At 36.0% G+C, this 16054-nt stretch carries 15 protein-coding genes; 12 read left to right on the forward strand and 3 right to left on the reverse strand.

What is annotated here, in order from left to right; all coding sequences use genetic code 11:
- Positions 1 to 91 precede the first annotated feature (91 nt).
- Positions 92 to 571, reverse strand: a complete 480-nt coding sequence (locus ACFYKX_RS26725; protein WP_389365309.1) for a GAF domain-containing protein — start codon at positions 569 to 571, stop codon at positions 92 to 94.
- 161 nt (positions 572 to 732) lie between these two features.
- Here ACFYKX_RS26725 and refZ point away from each other — a divergent pair, with 161 nt between their 5' ends.
- The gene (refZ, locus tag ACFYKX_RS26730) at positions 733 to 1365 is read left to right on the forward strand and encodes a forespore capture DNA-binding protein RefZ (RefSeq protein ID WP_389365311.1); all 633 of its coding nucleotides are present in this window, start codon (positions 733 to 735) and stop codon (positions 1363 to 1365) included.
- Between the two features lie 19 nt (positions 1366 to 1384).
- Here the strand turns inward: refZ and hisJ are convergent, their stop codons facing one another.
- Positions 1385 to 2182 carry a histidinol-phosphatase HisJ gene (gene hisJ / locus ACFYKX_RS26735; RefSeq protein ID WP_389365313.1) on the reverse strand — a complete coding sequence of 266 codons (798 nt, stop codon included), beginning with the start codon at positions 2180 to 2182 and terminating at the stop codon, positions 1385 to 1387.
- A gap of 359 nt (positions 2183 to 2541) precedes the next feature.
- Between hisJ and ezrA the strand changes: the two genes are divergently transcribed.
- The 7 genes from ezrA (at position 2542) to rarD (ending at position 11944) form a co-directional block, all read left to right on the forward strand.
- Positions 2542 to 4242, forward strand: coding sequence for a septation ring formation regulator EzrA (ezrA, locus tag ACFYKX_RS26740; protein ID WP_389365315.1), 1701 nt, complete (start codon positions 2542 to 2544; stop codon positions 4240 to 4242).
- 229 nt (positions 4243 to 4471) lie between these two features.
- Positions 4472 to 5614, forward strand: a complete 1143-nt coding sequence (locus ACFYKX_RS26745; RefSeq protein ID WP_389365317.1) for a cysteine desulfurase family protein — start codon at positions 4472 to 4474, stop codon at positions 5612 to 5614.
- 1 nt (position 5615) lies between these two features.
- Positions 5616 to 6827: a tRNA uracil 4-sulfurtransferase ThiI gene (gene thiI / locus ACFYKX_RS26750; RefSeq protein ID WP_389365319.1), complete on the forward strand. Its 1212-nt coding sequence runs from the start codon at positions 5616 to 5618 to the stop codon at positions 6825 to 6827.
- A 135-nt stretch (positions 6828 to 6962) separates the two neighbouring features.
- Positions 6963 to 7169 (forward strand): small, acid-soluble spore protein, alpha/beta type, encoded by a 207-nt coding sequence (locus ACFYKX_RS26755; RefSeq protein ID WP_389365321.1) that lies wholly within the window; start codon positions 6963 to 6965, stop codon positions 7167 to 7169.
- Positions 7170 to 7520: 351 nt separating this feature from the next.
- Positions 7521 to 9110, forward strand: a complete 1590-nt coding sequence (gene mbcS / locus ACFYKX_RS26760) for an acyl-CoA synthetase MbcS (RefSeq protein WP_389365323.1) — start codon at positions 7521 to 7523, stop codon at positions 9108 to 9110.
- Between the two features lie 98 nt (positions 9111 to 9208).
- Positions 9209 to 10804 carry an amidohydrolase gene (locus tag ACFYKX_RS26765; RefSeq protein WP_389365325.1) on the forward strand — a complete coding sequence of 532 codons (1596 nt, stop codon included), beginning with the start codon at positions 9209 to 9211 and terminating at the stop codon, positions 10802 to 10804.
- 207 nt (positions 10805 to 11011) lie between these two features.
- On the forward strand, positions 11012 to 11944 hold the full coding sequence (gene rarD, locus ACFYKX_RS26770; protein ID WP_389365327.1) for an EamA family transporter RarD: 933 nt from the start codon (positions 11012 to 11014) through the stop codon (positions 11942 to 11944).
- 43 nt (positions 11945 to 11987) lie between these two features.
- On the opposite strand, the gene ACFYKX_RS26775 is transcribed toward rarD, so the two are convergent.
- Complete coding sequence (locus tag ACFYKX_RS26775; protein ID WP_389365329.1) at positions 11988 to 12788, reverse strand: NAD kinase; 801 nt, start codon at positions 12786 to 12788, stop codon at positions 11988 to 11990.
- Positions 12789 to 13083: 295 nt separating this feature from the next.
- On the opposite strand from ACFYKX_RS26775, the gene sppA reads away from it, so the two are divergent.
- The 4 genes from sppA to ytfJ all read left to right on the forward strand — a co-directional run bounded on the left by sppA (position 13084) and on the right by ytfJ (position 15919).
- On the forward strand, positions 13084 to 14094 hold the full coding sequence (gene sppA / locus ACFYKX_RS26780; RefSeq protein WP_389365331.1) for a signal peptide peptidase SppA: 1011 nt from the start codon (positions 13084 to 13086) through the stop codon (positions 14092 to 14094).
- Between the two features lie 13 nt (positions 14095 to 14107).
- Positions 14108 to 14641, forward strand: a complete 534-nt coding sequence (locus ACFYKX_RS26785; RefSeq protein WP_389365333.1) for an RDD family protein — start codon at positions 14108 to 14110, stop codon at positions 14639 to 14641.
- A gap of 170 nt (positions 14642 to 14811) precedes the next feature.
- Positions 14812 to 15429: a DUF2953 domain-containing protein gene (locus ACFYKX_RS26790; protein ID WP_389365335.1), complete on the forward strand. Its 618-nt coding sequence runs from the start codon at positions 14812 to 14814 to the stop codon at positions 15427 to 15429.
- A gap of 13 nt (positions 15430 to 15442) precedes the next feature.
- Complete coding sequence (gene ytfJ / locus ACFYKX_RS26795; RefSeq protein WP_389365337.1) at positions 15443 to 15919, forward strand: GerW family sporulation protein; 477 nt, start codon at positions 15443 to 15445, stop codon at positions 15917 to 15919.
- The last annotated feature ends 135 nt before the right edge of the window (positions 15920 to 16054 follow it).

Consider the following 16054-nt stretch of genomic DNA (forward strand, 5'->3'; position numbering starts at 1 on the left):
TAGAAAAGAAGCAGAGAGTTTCTGCTTCTTTTACTATTTCTTTGAGAACCTTTGAATAGGTCAGCTGTCAGTTTATTTAGAACTAAAAGCTTTATAAGAACTTAACAAGCGCTTTAACGAATTCTTCCAGTTTATCTTGATCGACTTCATCAAAACGATTTTTTTCAGGGGAATCAATATCAAGAACCCCTACTAATTCACCATCTTTTAACATTGGAATGACGATTTCTGATTGTGAAGCTGCATCGCATGCAATATGACCTGGGAACTGGTGTACATCTTCCACTCTAACCGTACGTTGTTCAATCGCACTTGTTCCACACACTCCTCTTCCAAGAGGAATTCTTACACAAGCTGGTAGGCCTTGAAATGGTCCGAGTACAAGCTCTCCATCCTCGATTAAGTAAAAACCAACCCAGTTAACCCTATCTAAAAACTGGTTGAGTAATGCGGATGCATTACTTAGGTTTGCAATTTTATTTTTCTCGCCTTCTAATAAAGCGTTTAATTGTTTTATTAAAAGATCGTAATTTTCTTCCCTGTTGCCACTGTATAATTCGACTTTAAACATTGTATTTCACCTAATTCCTTAGAAATTTATAATACATTCTATCAAAAATAGCAGAAAAAGAGGAGACTTTGTCGAGATATTTATAAAGGAGAAAGATGAATATAAAAAGAATGTATTAATCTAAGGGGAAATGAATTTTACAGTCGTAAGGGGGCGGGAAGATGAAGAAAAACTCTAAAGCTGCAATCGTAGAGGCTGCAATAACTTTGTTTAATATTAACGGATTTAATGGAACCTCAACGAGAGATATCGCGAATAAGGCAAATGTTAATGTAGCAAATATTTCTTATCATTTTCAAAATAAGCATGGACTTCTCGAATATTGCTTTACGACGTATTATGAGGCCTACTTAAATGAAATTGAAAATGGATTTTTATACTTACATGAAGGCGCGACCCTCTGTTTAAAAAAGATAACAGAAAATATTTTAAACTATCAGAGTAAAAACATTCATTTAACGAGATTCATTTTGCGAGAGATGTCCATTGATTCACAAGTGGTAAGAGAAATTATGTCAACGTATCTCTTAAAAGAAAGATTTTATTTTAAAAAGGTATTTGAAGAAGGAATGGCTAGAAAAGAATTTCGCTCCTTCTCCATTAACTATATGATTATTCAGTTAAAAGGCCTCTTAACCATGCCTTTTTTAAACACCCATTATATAACAGAAGTGTTACATGTTTTTCCATATGAACGGTACTTTACAGAAAAATATGTAAAGGAGATTTACAATTGGATTGACGGGGTAATTAGGAATGAGTCTAGTGAGCGAGTGCCTACACTGGTAAAATAAAAACGGCTAAGGCCGTTTTTTATTTTGGAAGATACAATGTGCTTAACCCCTGTGAAAGTTCCTTAGCCTGGTGAGCATCTGATCCGTAAATAAGAGGAATTCCAAGCCGAACAGCTTCATCAATAACCCAGTTAGGCGGATAGTGCTCTCGACATAAAGGTTTTGCTGTTCCAGCACCGTTATAATCAAGTTCATATCCTTTCTCTTTCATCTGCTGTAAAACTAGTAGGATTTCGTCTTTGAAAAATTTCTGAACTGGGAATTTCCTTTGAAATTTCTTAACTAGTGTTATATGACCTAATCGCCTAGGTTTATAAGGTCCTAAATCAGAAGCAATAGACATAAGGAGCGTTTCAAAGTACTTCTCATAGATTTTCTCAACTGACCCATATTTCCCAATCATTTTTTCAAAGTAATCAGGACTATAGTCTAAACAGTCATAAGTATCTTGGTATTTTAAGAAGTGAACGGATAAAACTGCATCATCAAGCTTGTTTCCGTACTTATTTAGAAAGTCCTTACTCCCCGCTTCAAAGCCTTCAATATAATCCACTTCTAAGCCCACGTTTATGTTAATCGTGTTCTGATAAAGAGATTTCACACGATTAACTTCCTCAAAGTAACGGTCTAAAACCTCTAATTGCATAGCACTATCCTTTGTAGGAGCAGTATCTGTGAACCCCTCTGGTAGTGGCGCATGTTCCGTGAACGAAATCTCCTTAAAACCCAGAGAAATGGCTTTCTCAACATATTCTTCTAAAGGATCCTTTGTTCCATGTGGACAAAAAGGGGTATGTATATGACCATCTTTTAACAATCTAATCTCCTCCAAACAACATGCAGAATCCATTGTGAAATTGCTCTAGTATGCACAGTGAAATAAAAAAATCATAAAATTGTTCTAAATTTAATGAAGTCACTAAGTTTCTTACAATTTTTAGAATAAAAATTTTGAAATTAATAGTCAAAAATTGTCGTTTACATGGTATCATAAAAACATTGAAAATAACATTATGTTCGGAAGGTTCCACTACATAGTAAAAATAAAAAAAGTGAAACGAAAACATGTGGAAATGTTATACTTATATTTTACAATGAATCATACTGGAAAGTTAAATAGATTAACTATGTATAATAAATTGAAATTGCGGCTCGGTTGCGAACAGGGGGCTTAACATGGAATACATAATTGGAGGCCTAGTCATTATAATAGGCTTGTATATAGCTGGTTATTTTTATAAGAAAAAGAGTTACAAAGAAGTTGATCGACTAGAATCCTGGAAGATGGATATTATCAATAGGCCCGTGTTAGAGGAGATGTCCAAGGTAAAACAGCTTAATATGACAGGTGAAACAGAGCTTCTTTTCGAAAGCTGGAGAAATGAATGGGACGATATTGTCGCTACTCAATTGCCTGATGTGGAAGAATATCTCTTTGATGCAGAAGAGTATATTGATAAGTACCGTTTTAAAAAGGCAAAAGAAGTGTTAGGAGCAATCGAAGAGCATTTAACTGACACAGAGAAAAAAATTAAAAACTTGTTGGATGAAATTAACGAGCTAGTAGGTAGTGAAGAAAAAAATAGAGTAGAAATTGAGAGCTTAAAAGAAGTTTATAGAGAAAGCAAGAAAACGTTGTTAGCACATCGTCATTCTTATGGAATCGCTGAAGCTCAGCTAGAGTTGGAGTTAGATGAGGTTATTAAACAATTCCAACAATATGAAGAACGTACAGAGAACGGGGATTACTTAAAGGCACGTGAAGTCGTTTTATCCATTAGAAGTAGACTAACCGAAATCGCAGAAAAGATGGAAGTTATTCCAAATCTTCTTGTAGAATGCCAATCTAATTTACCTTCACAAATTCATGACGTGAAGGAAGGGTACCGAGAGATGGTTGAATCAGGTTACTTATTAGAGCACGTTCAATTAGAAAAAGAAACAGGTAGATTAGAGAAAGAGCTAGAAACATATTTAACGCATATTAGAAAGTTAGAAATCGTTGATGTTCAAAAAGGAATAGAGGACGTCAAGGAGAGCATTGACCTATTGTATGAATTGTTAGAGAAGGAAGTTCTTGCAAAACACTTCGTAACTGAGAATGAAGATAAGACTAGAACATTGCTAGAAAATACTAAAGAAACAAATCAAGCTGTAAAGTTAGAAATCCAACATATCCAACAAAGCTACCATATACAGGAGAAAGAGCTTGAAGACCAAAATATGCTTGAGAAAAAAATCACTCAACTCATAAAGCGTTATGAACTTCTTGAGCATAAAGTTAAGAGTGAAAGCACTGCTCATACATTGCTGAGTGAAGAGATGAATGATATAAAGAGTCAGCTTGAAGCTATTCAGCAAGATCAACAAGCCTTTTCGGAAAAGCTCCAAATGCTTAGAAAAGATGAGATGGCTGCGAGGGAAAAAGTAAAAGAATTAACTGGAAAAATCGCTGAATCCATCCGTTTAGTAACGAAAAGTAACGTCCCAGGACTTCCTCAAGATTACAAATACTTATTAGAGGATGCAAAGGAACATATCCAAAACGTGAAAATGAAGCTAGAAGAAAAACCGTTAGATATATCAAATGTTCAAAAACACCTTGAGATTGCTGTTATGACGGTTGAAAAGGTATATGAGACAACGATAGAGCTACTTGAAACAGTAGACTTAGTCGAAAAAGTCATCCAGTATGGGAACCGATATAGAAGCCGCTATTCATCAGTAGATAAAGGGCTTAAAGAAGCAGAACTGTCTTTTAGAGGTTATGATTATAATACAGCTCTTGAACAAGCTGCAACGTCTATAGAAGAAATTGAGCCAGGAGCATTAAAGAGAATTGAATCCTTATTGAAGGAAAAAGAAGAAGTTCTATAGGGTATAGGGAAAAAGGGTTCGCAGGCAATTGCGGACCCTTTATTATGGTAATTTGTTTGATTTGATTTTAATGTCCGTTGCGAAGGCAATTTCCGAGGAATATTTTTTAGGAAATAATGATGCATAATAAATAAATCAGAGTATTTTTCATCGATACATAATTGTGATAAGATTTAAAGTTGCTAAGAAAAAAGGAGCGCAATGATTTGCTTACGGGGAGTGATAAGAGATGATTTATTTCGATAATAGTGCAACCACAAAACCATATAAAGAAGTTTTAGATTCCTTTGTTAAAGTTTCTACTGACTATTTCGGAAATCCCTCATCCCTTCATAATATTGGAGGACAAGCTGAGAAGCTCCTGTCACAAGCAAGAAAACAAATGGCTGAGCTTTTGCATGTAAAGCAGGGGGAGGTCTTCTTTACTTCTGGCGGAACGGAAAGTAATAACCTTGCTATAAAAGGAACAGCGTTAATGTATCGAAATAGAGGTCGGCATATTATAACAACTTCAGTTGAGCATCCTTCAGTTAGAGAAGCAATGGAGCAATTAAAAGATCTAGGATTTCGAATTACGTATCTTCCGGTTAATTATGAAGGTAGAATTAGTGTAGACGATTTAGAAAAGGCAATTTGTCATGATACAATCCTTGTCTCCATGATCCATGTAAATAATGAAGTGGGCACTATACAACCAATTGAAGAGGTTGGTTCCTTACTTAAGACATTTCCGAAGATTTTATTTCACGTTGATTCTGTCCAAGCAGTCGGAAAAATCCCACTAGAAATCCATAAAAGTTATATTGATTTTTGTTCCATGTCAGGACATAAATTCCATGGGTTAAAGGGGACAGGTATTCTCTATATTCGTGACGGTGTGATGATTTCTCCATTATTTTCAGGGGGAAATCAGGAGTGGAAACAAAGAAGTGGTACCGAAAATGTTGCCGGAATGGTTGCCATGGCTAAAGCATTACGTTTAACACTTGAAGAGCGTGAGGATCATTTAGAAGAAATGCTAGAGATGAAATCTATGATTATAGACGAGCTGAAGGCAATGAACGATATTTATGTTCATACTCCAATAGAACATTCTGCTCCTCATATTATTAATTTTTCAATTCGGGGTATTAAAGCGGAAGTCTTTGTGCATGCCTTAGAGGAGAGGAATATCTATGTATCCACTACAAGCGCTTGTTCTTCTAAAAAAAAGGATGTAAGCCATACACTGCTAGCTATGAAGGTTAGTGAGGAAATAGCACAAAGCTCGATAAGGATTAGTCTTTCTTATGTAAATACACTAGAAGAGGCTAAGTACGTCATTAAATCAATTAAAGAAGTAGTAAATTACTTAAGAGGGGTAATGAAGTAAGATGAAATACGACCGAATTCTTATTCGATACGGTGAAATATCGACAAAGGGAAGAAATAGAAGCAAATTTGTAGATAAATTAAGGAAAAATATCAAACGGGCATTAGTGGAATTTCCACATGCACATGTAGATGGGCAAAGAGATCGCATGTATGTGATCCTAAACGGTGAAAACGGGGATCAAATTGTTGACCGCTTAAAAAATGTCTTTGGAATTCAATCTTTTAGCCCAGCTGTAAAAACTAGCAAAGACATTGATGAAATGAAAGATGCTGCACTGTCCCTATTCAAAAAGGTCTATAAAGAAGGAAGTACCTTTAAAATTTCTGCTAGAAGATCAGATAAAACATTCCCACTTGATACAGGTGAACTTAATCATACATTTGGAGCACATTTGTTAAAAAATATTCCTGATTTAACAGTAAATGTAAAGAACCCAGATATTAACCTACAAGTCGAACTAAGAGAAGAAGCTACTTATTTATCCTGTGAAACGATTCCAGGTGCAGGTGGACTTCCTGTAGGTACCAGCGGAAAGGCAATGTTAATGCTATCAGGCGGTATTGATAGTCCAGTAGCTGGCCATTTATCGATGAAAAGAGGCGTAGAAGTGGAAGCTGTTCACTTTTATAGTCCACCTTTTACAAGTGAAAGATCAAAGCAAAAAGTCATTGATCTTGCTGAGAAATTAGCACGAACAAATGGTGGTTATTTTACTCTTCATGTCGTCCCGTTTACAGTTATTCAACAACTTATACAAAAGCAAGTTCCTGAAAACTATACGATGACGACTACGAGAAGATTAATGCTGAGAATTACAGATGAGTTAAGAAAAAAGTTTGAGGCATTAGCAATTGTAACGGGAGAAAGTTTAGGACAAGTGGCAAGTCAAACACTAGAGAGTATGTTTGCTATTAATGATGTTACGAGTACGCCTATTCTTAGACCCTTAATTACAATGGACAAAACAGAAATTATAGAAATTTCTCAGAAGATTGACACTCATGAGATATCCATCCTTCCTTATGAGGACTGTTGTACCGTTTTTGTTCCAGCATCCCCTAAAACAAAGCCTAAGAAGGAAAAAGTTGAGTTTTATGAAAGCTTTGTTGATTTTGAACCTTTAATAAGAGAAGCTGTTGAAAATGTGGAAACGATTCAAATACGCCCTCAAGAGGATAAGAAAGACAATCATATAGATGACCTATTTTAAAATTTTTAAGTAACGGTTAGCAGTTAGAATAAGCCTGTACGGATTTTAAAATATAATTGCAACAATTACCAGTTGAAGTTTTGTATGATTCCTCCGTGATTATCACAATCTATACTCACAAGGAGGTGATATCACATGGCAAACAACAACAACAGCAACCAACTTCTAGTGCCTGGGGTACAACAAGCTCTTGATCAAATGAAGTATGAAATCGCTTCTGAGTTTGGTGTAAACCTTGGAGCTGATACAACTTCTCGTGCTAACGGTTCAGTTGGAGGAGAAATCACTAAGCGTTTAGTTCAAATGGCTGAACAACAATTAGGCGGCGGTTTCTCTCGATAAAAATTACAAATAAATAAAATGGCTACAGAAGCGGGTGTAATGCCCGCTTCTTTTTGCGTTGGAATTTTGTAAAAAAAGACTTATTATTGCACCTTGAAAGAGAAGGATATATACAGCATCTCAGGTACACCGAATTAAGCAAAAGAAGTTTTATTTCCTAACCCCTATCCTATTTTCTCGAATGTCGAATTTTTTATTCACACATTTCTTGCTGGAAATTAACCAAAATTATTATCTAAATTCTGAAATTAAAAAAATATTTTAAATTTTTTAAATAGTTTAGTATAATAAATTTGTATAATGGAAACTCGTTTTATAGTCAGCATTATCATTAATGAGGGGGAGATTTTGTTGAAACGTGAAGACTTACTTGCACCTGAAAATTACAATCTAGTTGCTGAGATGGAGAGGTTTGCACAGAATCCAAATCGAATGGCTCTTAAGTGGGAAAATGAGGCTGGAGAAAAGAAAGAGATTACATATCAAGACTTATTAAAGAATGCGAATAAAATTGGAAACGTTTTCTTGGAAAATGGATTGCAAAAAGGAGATGTTATCCTCGTTATAATTCCTCGTCTTATTGAAGCCTACCAAGTTTATATTGCTGCATTAAAATCAGGTCTAGTCGTGATTCCGAGTTCCGAAATGCTTAGAACGAAGGATCTTCAATACCGAATTACACATGGAGATGTGAAGGGGATTGTAAGCTATCACCCTTATGTAGATCAGTTCTCCGAAATAGAAGAAGTCAAGAACTTACCAAAATTTGTGATTGGCAATAAAGTGGATCAATGGATTGATTTAGAAAAGGAACTAAAACAAGCTTCAGATGAATTACCATTAGCCGATACGAACCAAGGAGATATGGCTTTCTTGTCCTATACTTCGGGAACCACTGGAAATCCAAAGGGTGTGGTTCATACTCATGGTTGGGCATACGCTCACCTACGTACAGCTGCTCCTAATTGGCTATGTATTGAGGATGGAGACACTGTTTGGGCTACAGCAGGACCAGGCTGGCAAAAATGGATTTGGAGCCCGTTCTTATCTGTTCTAGGATCCGGTGCAACAGGATTAGTATATAACGGAAAGTTTGAACCGAAGAAGTACCTTCAACTTCTTGAGGACTACCAGGTGAATGTACTATGCTGTACTCCAACTGAGTACCGTTTAATGGCAAAGGTTGATAACATTGAGGAATATAAGCTTCCTCACTTACACAGCGCTGTGTCTGCAGGGGAACCTTTAAATCGAAATGTCATTGATACATTCAAAAAATATTTTAATGTAAATGTCCGAGATGGTTATGGGCAGACAGAAAATACATTACTAGTTGGAATTACAAAAGGGATGGAGCTTAAAGCTGGTTCCATGGGGAAACCTACACCAGGAAATAGAGTCGAAATCATTAATGATGAAGGAGAACTTTGTGGTGTTGGAGAAGTAGGCGATATTGCTGTACATATTGAAACGCCTGCTTTATTTAAAAACTATTACAAAGATGCTGAAAGAACTGCTATGCAGTTTAGAGGAGATTATTATATAACAGGCGACAAAGCGAAAAAAGATGAAGAAGGCTATTTCTGGTTTGAAGGACGCGGTGATGACATTATCATAAGCTCTGGCTATACAATTGGGCCTTTTGAAGTAGAGGATGCACTTGTTAAGCACCCATCTGTTAAGGAGTGTGCAGTAGTTGCTAGCCCAGATGAAATCCGTGGAAATATTGTTAAAGCATTTGTTGTGTTACAAGATGGTGTAGACCAAAATGATCCTGAGTTAATTAAGAACCTTCAGGAACATGTTAAGGAGTTAACGGCTCCATATAAATACCCTAGAAAGATTGAATTTTTATCGGAGCTCCCAAAGACCACTTCTGGTAAAATTAGAAGAGTGGAGCTACGTAAACAAGAACTTGAAGCAGCAGGTCAACTAAGCTAAAAACCAAAATATATGAAATAACAAGAATGCAGACACTCTTTGTCTGCATTTTTGTTATACTACATTATGGAAAAAGATACTTAAAGGGGTTTTGACTAATGGGAACACTTTGGTTTGGTGGACCAATCTACACTCTTCAAGAAGAAGGGCATAAAGTAGAAGCTGTTTTGACGGAGGGAGACAAAATTCTTCAAATCGGCTCAAAAGAAGAATTAGAGACGAACTATAAGGAGTTTATCCATCTAAGACGAGACCTAGAAGGCAGTACACTGCTTCCTGGTTTTGTTGATAGTCATATGCACTTGATTGGACATGGAGAAAGGTTAATTCGGCTCAATCTATCCCATTTCACTTCAAAAGATGAACTGCTAGAAGCAGTAAAAGCCTACTCTAAACAGTTTAAACCAGGGGAGTGGATTATTGGAGAAGGCTGGAACGAAAACTTATGGGACAATCCAGAACCTGTTAATAAAGATGATTTAGATAGAGTGGCACCAGAACATCCTGTGATTTTAAAAAGAATCTGTAGACATGCAATTGCAGTTAACTCCTTAGCGATGCAAAGAGCCTCTATTCATAGAAATACCGATTGTCCAGATGGAGGAGTCATTGAGAAGGACAAGCAGGGAAATCCAGTAGGGATTTTTAAGGAGCAGGCCCAAGAGCTTATATTAAGTGTTGTACCAGAAGTCTCTGAAGATTACCTAAAAGTAGCTATGCAGGCTGCCATAAAAGATGCGCATAGGCTCGGTCTTACAGGGGGACATACGGAAGATCTCAATTATTACGGAGGGTTTTGGAAGACGTATAATACTTTTATAAATGTAATTGAAGAGGAGCCTTTACGATTTCGTGCTCACCTTCTTGTTCATCACGAAGTATCAGAAGACTTTAAAGGTGCTGGTGGAGAATTTTTAAAGGGGAATGAATGGATTGAATTTGGTGCATTTAAAGCTTTTGCGGACGGTGCATTAGGAGGGAGAACAGCCTTATTGAGTCATCCTTACGCTGATGATCCATCAACTAATGGGGTAGCCATTTATTCACAAGAGCAGCTCAATGATATTGTCTTGAAGGCTAGAAAGATGAACATGCCTGTAGCCATTCACACGATTGGTGATTTAGCATTTGATATGGCCCTGCAAGCAATTGAAGAAAATCCATTGCAAGGAAGTGGCAGAGACCGTCTTATTCACGCTCAAATTTTACGTAAGGACCTAATTGAAAGAGCTAAAAACCTACCATTGATTTTGGATATACAACCGAGCTTTGTAGCATCTGATTTTCCTTGGGTAATAGAACGAATTGGTCACGAAAATATGACCTACTGCTATGCATGGAAAACTCTCCTAGGAGAAAATATTCCATGTGCAGGTGGATCGGACGCACCTATTGAATCGTTAGACCCTCTACTTGGAATCTACACTGCGGTCACACGATCTAAAGTTGATGGTGAGGAGATTTATAATGCAAATGAGGCTCTTTCTGTTTACGAGGCTGTTAGTTTGTTTACAAAAGGAAGTGCTTATGCTGCTTGCCATGAACATGATCGAGGAGAAGTGAAACCAGGATATTTTGCAGACTTCACCATTTTAAAACAAAATATTTTTTCTGTTCCATATAACGAGATTCATCTTATAGAGGTGGATAAAACCGTTGTTGGCGGAGAAATTGTTTATGAGAAAAATCAATAGGGCTAGATAAGTGGAGATGTTTTGTCTTCACTTTTTTTCTTAGGCAGATTCTAAAGCTTCTCACCTATTTCTATTTCCAAATATTAGATATTTGGGAATCTGCGTAAAAAAAGATGGTAGCATGATTTATTTGCCCTTATAATAAATATATTTCGATGTGTGAAATAAAAGGTTTTGCATTTTATAAAGGATAGAGGTTTACATGCTATGGAGAATCAAGAATTAAAAATGGGGATTATTTATGCGGCATTTTCTTATTTCCTCTGGGGGATTTTGCCGATCTATTGGAAGCTGCTGTATCATGTAAACGCAGATGAAATTCTGGCAAATCGGGTGTTGTGGTCATTTGTTTTTATGGTGATTATCTTAACTTTCACTAAAAAGCTTGGGGCCTTTACCAATACCTTGAAAGGGTTCAAGGAAAACAAAAAACAATTACTTGCCTTAGTAGTAGCATCACTGTTAGTTAGCTGCAACTGGTTCATTTACATTTGGGCGGTCAATACAGATCAAATGATCGAAGCTAGTCTTGGGTACTATATTAATCCGTTAGTTAGTGTCCTACTCGGAATGATTTTTCTTAAAGAAAAGCTTTCATCAGCTCAATATACGTCTTTCGTTCTCGCCACCATAGGGGTATTAATTTTAAGTGTATCTTACGGAAAATTCCCTTGGATTTCGATTACTTTAGCCGTTTCCTTTGGGCTTTATGGGCTAGCGAAAAAATTAATTAAAGTGGATTCTGCCGTTGGTTTAACGCTAGAAACATTAGCTGTTACTCCTATTGCATTAATCTATATAACATGGCTGTTTATTCAAGGAAATCAATCCTTCTTAGCTGTTTCTTTTACAACAGACCTACTTTTAATAGGTGCAGGTGCTGCAACGGCACTCCCACTTCTATATTTTTCGAAAGGCGCACAAAGAATTCCTCTTTCGATGCTTGGCTTTTTACAGTATATAGCACCAACACTTACTCTTATACTAGGCGTTTTTGTATATGAGGAGCATTTTACAAAACATCATCTATTAGCATTTATGTTTATTTGGACTGCGCTAACCATTTACTCATTCTCTAGAACAAAATTATATATAAACCTTGAATCTAGATGGAAAAAGGGAAAAGGATTAGGTGTATAAAAAGAGTTTCGTCAATCTCGACGAAACTCTTTTATTTGAGGTCCTAAAGGAAGGTTCTCTTAACTTTTTCCCAGAAGGAGTTATCTTTTAACTTAACGGTTTTAATACGTTTGTTACTTAAATTAATTTCAATTTCTTTTACATGTTGAATACTTAATGCTTCATTATCCATCCCCATTGTAGGATGGTCGTTTCCATCTTGAACTACTTTCAGTATAAGGGTACGTTCCCCACTTAGGATAAAAGGAGAACCTAATGTTCTGTAATGATTATTATTAAGAGAGGCAAGCTCACTTACTTGCATAGAAGGAAGCATGGGATCAACAATCGCACCATTCACAGATTTATTGTAAGCGGTGCTTCCTGTTGGGGTAGAGACGATGATTCCATCACCTCTGAATGTTTCAAAGTGAAGATCATCAATAAATACATCCATTACAAATGTTTTTATGATGGCTGATCGAATGCTAAACTCATTTAAACAATGGAAGGATGTTTGTTTATCCACCGTTACATTAATGGTTGGGTACCTTCTGACTTCAATCTTCTCGTTTGTCATTGCTTCAATAATTTTGGATGGTTGATCAATATAGAAGTCACAGTAAAGATTTAATTTACCTGTCACAGAAATTCCAGCATAAAGACAGTCTTCACGAAAACCAGTTTTTCTAACTGCTTGTAAAAATGTTCCGTCATCACCTATACTCACGATGATATTAGCTTGATTAAAATCCTTAACAATTGTGAATCCATATCTTTCAGCTAAGTCATACAAGGGTTGTGTTTTTTCTACCATTTCTTTATCTTTATTATGATAAAAGTAAACACTACGTCGATTTGGCATGATGATTCCTCCATGTGTTGATGTGTTATGTAATGAACCTATAGGTAATGATAAAATACCATTTGATTAACCTTCTTACATATTCTTACCCAGAGAAATACTGAGTACTAATATTTATGAATTCTACTAATTGACAAAATTTCACTTTTCCCCCATGAAAGTTTTGTTACAATGGAGTATGGGACAAGAAAGAACGCAGCCCCTATTAAATTCCTCGAAGATAGTTTACATGTTTTTGAAACATTTTAAAAGTAATCACGTATATGAAATAGGTATAAAAAAGGAGGACATCAACATGAGTGGAAAACGCTGGGCGGCTCTAGGAATAGCTGGCGCATTATTTATTTTCTCGATTGTAGTAAATTTCCTATCTGCATTTGCATTTAGTAATTTTGAAAGTTCGTTCGATGAGATATTTAATGTTACGGATGAGCATTTTGTAGAAGAAGTAATTGAAGGTGGAAGTGAATTAAACAAAATAGCTGTCCTTGAAGTGAATGGGGTCATTCAAGATACTGGAGATGTAACGTCTCTTCTGTCAGCTCCAGGATATAGCCACAAAACATTTATGAAAAACTTAGACCACGTGAAAGACGATCATAACGTAAAAGCTATTATAATTCGTGTGAATTCCCCAGGTGGAGGGGTTGTAGAAAGTGCTGAAATTCATGATAAAATTGTAGAAATTCAAAATGACACGAAAAAACCAGTGTATATTTCTATGGGGTCTATGGCCGCATCAGGAGGCTATTATATCGCAGCACCTGCTGATAAAATTTATGCTAGCCCAGAAACTCTAACTGGTTCATTAGGCGTCATTATGCAAGGTTACAATTATGCTGGATTAGCAGAAAAATACGGAGTAGAGTTCGTAACCATTAAAAGCGGTCCATACAAAGATATAATGAGTCCTACTAGAGAAATGACGGAGGAAGAGAGAAAGATTCTTCAATCGATGATTAACAATTCTTATGAAGGCTTTGTGGACGTTATTTCAGAGGGAAGAGATTTACCTGAAGCTAAGGTTAAAGAAATTGCAGATGGTCGAATCTATGATGGACGTCAAGCTAAGGAGCTTAATTTAATCGATGGGTTTGGTTACTTTGAAGATGTAATTGAAGAGGTTAAAAAGGATCATAAATTAGGCGATGCAAAAGTAGTGCAGTATACAGAAAACTTTGGATTTGGTTCACTATTTCAAATGGGCGCTAGAAAGATGATCGGGGATGACCTAGAAATGACAGGTCTTATGAAGTTATTATCACAACCTAATTCTCCACGCCTCATGTACTTATATGCTGAATAGGGGGCTTAGTTCAATGAATTCAAATGATGAGAACACTAAGACAGACCATGTTGAATTACAAAGTACTTCTGAATTTGAGCCAGTTAACGAATTGGAAACTAAAAATATAGACGATCAGAAGGAAGCTAAGGAGCATTATAGATTTGCAGGGTTCTGGATGCGATTCTGGGCGTATCTACTTGATTTAATTGTCATCGGAAGTATTGATCGCATCATCATTAATCCACTGTTTAGAGCAATTGGGCTAGACTTAAATGAGTTAAGCATGTTTGCTCCTATAACAATTGCATCAGCCATTACTTTTTATGGTTACTTCGTTCTTATGACAAAATATTATGGTCAAACTCTTGGAAAAATGGTATTTGGGCTGAAAGTCATAAATCTGAAAGGCAATCAACTTTCCTGGAGTACGATTCTCTTTAGAGAATGGATTGGGAGATTTATTTCCGTTACTGTTTTTATAGGTTACTTGATAGCTGCCTTTTTACCGAAGAAACAGGGACTTCACGATCTATTTGCGGACACGACTGTTGTTCATGATAAGTAATTATATTTTAAATAAACCTATCAACTTTTAGTTGATAGGTTTATTTTTTTCCATTTATACAAATAATAGTAGGCTGAAAGGTTGTGAAAAATTTGAAATGGGTGCTCATCGTTTTTCTGATTCTCTTATTCCTATTTATAATCCTACTATTTACAAAGCTGAAAGTATTTTTGAGTTACTATCATGCGCAAGATAATGATGACTTAGTTATTAAATTCAAAGCATTATTTGGACTTATACAATATAAAATTAAAGTTCCCCTTATTAAATTGGATGAAAATTCAGCTTCTATTGTTGTAAAAGAAAAAGTTGAGCAGGGTCCTCAAGAAAAGAATATTCAAAGCGAGAAAAGAAAGATTACACCAAACGAAATGCTGAAAAGTTTTAGTGATATGAGGGAATTATTAAATCATGTAGTAGCGCTCCACACGATAATAAGAAAATTTCTAAAAAAAGTAACGGTGAAAAATCTTGAGTGGCAATCTGTAATTGGTGTAGGAGATGCTGCATACACAGGTATGATTACAGGTGCTTTTTGGGCAATTAAGGGTAGTATAGTGGGTCTTGTAAGCAATTATATGAAGGTTAAAGTAGTGCCTAACATAATGATTACTCCTAATTTTCAACAAGCTATTAGTCAAACATCATTAAAATGTATGATTGAATTTCGAATCGGGCATGCTATATTAGCAGGAATTAAACTATTTAAATTCTGGAAGGGCGGCAAACCGCGCTTCAAAACAAAACCGTTATCTGTTTTGTCTGGAGATAAGACAAAGTCTGTATAGGGAGGAATTGTAAATGTCTGAGCATCCAATACAAGGGTTAATGACGACAGCAATGGAAAACTTGAAGGAAATGATTGATGTAAACACTATTATTGGAGACCCAGTTGAAACACCTGATGGAAGTGTGATCTTGACCGTATCAAAAGTTGGATTTGGTTTTGCTGCGGGAGGCAGTGAATTCATCCTCGATGGTCAAGGAAAAGGAGAAGGTCAGGGAGGTCAGCCTAAGCACCCATTTGGTGGAGGTAGTGGTGGTGGAGTTTCCATTACACCAATTGCTTTCCTTATTGTAAATTCTAAGGAAGTTAAGATGGTTCATCTAGATGAAAGTACCCATCTATATGAAAAGATTCTAGACTTGGCTCCTCAAGCGGTTGATAAGATTCAGCAAATGTTCTCAAAGAAAAATGACTCACAACAACAAGGAAGTCAGCAGAGTCAAAATCAAAACAATGAATATAATGGACCAAAACAAGACTTAGATATTTAATCGACTCCGAGGCTGGGACAAAACTAGCTTCAAATAGTGAATTAGGAGAAATTGAGTAAACTCAATTTCTCCTTTGTCTTTTTTTTGCTATTAATTCTTATTAAATTTTATCTGTTGGCCGTGAATTTACGTAAA

It is taken from the genome of Cytobacillus spartinae, assembly GCF_042865285.1.
Lineage (GTDB): Bacteria > Bacillota > Bacilli > Bacillales > Cytobacillaceae > Robertmurraya_A > Robertmurraya_A spartinae.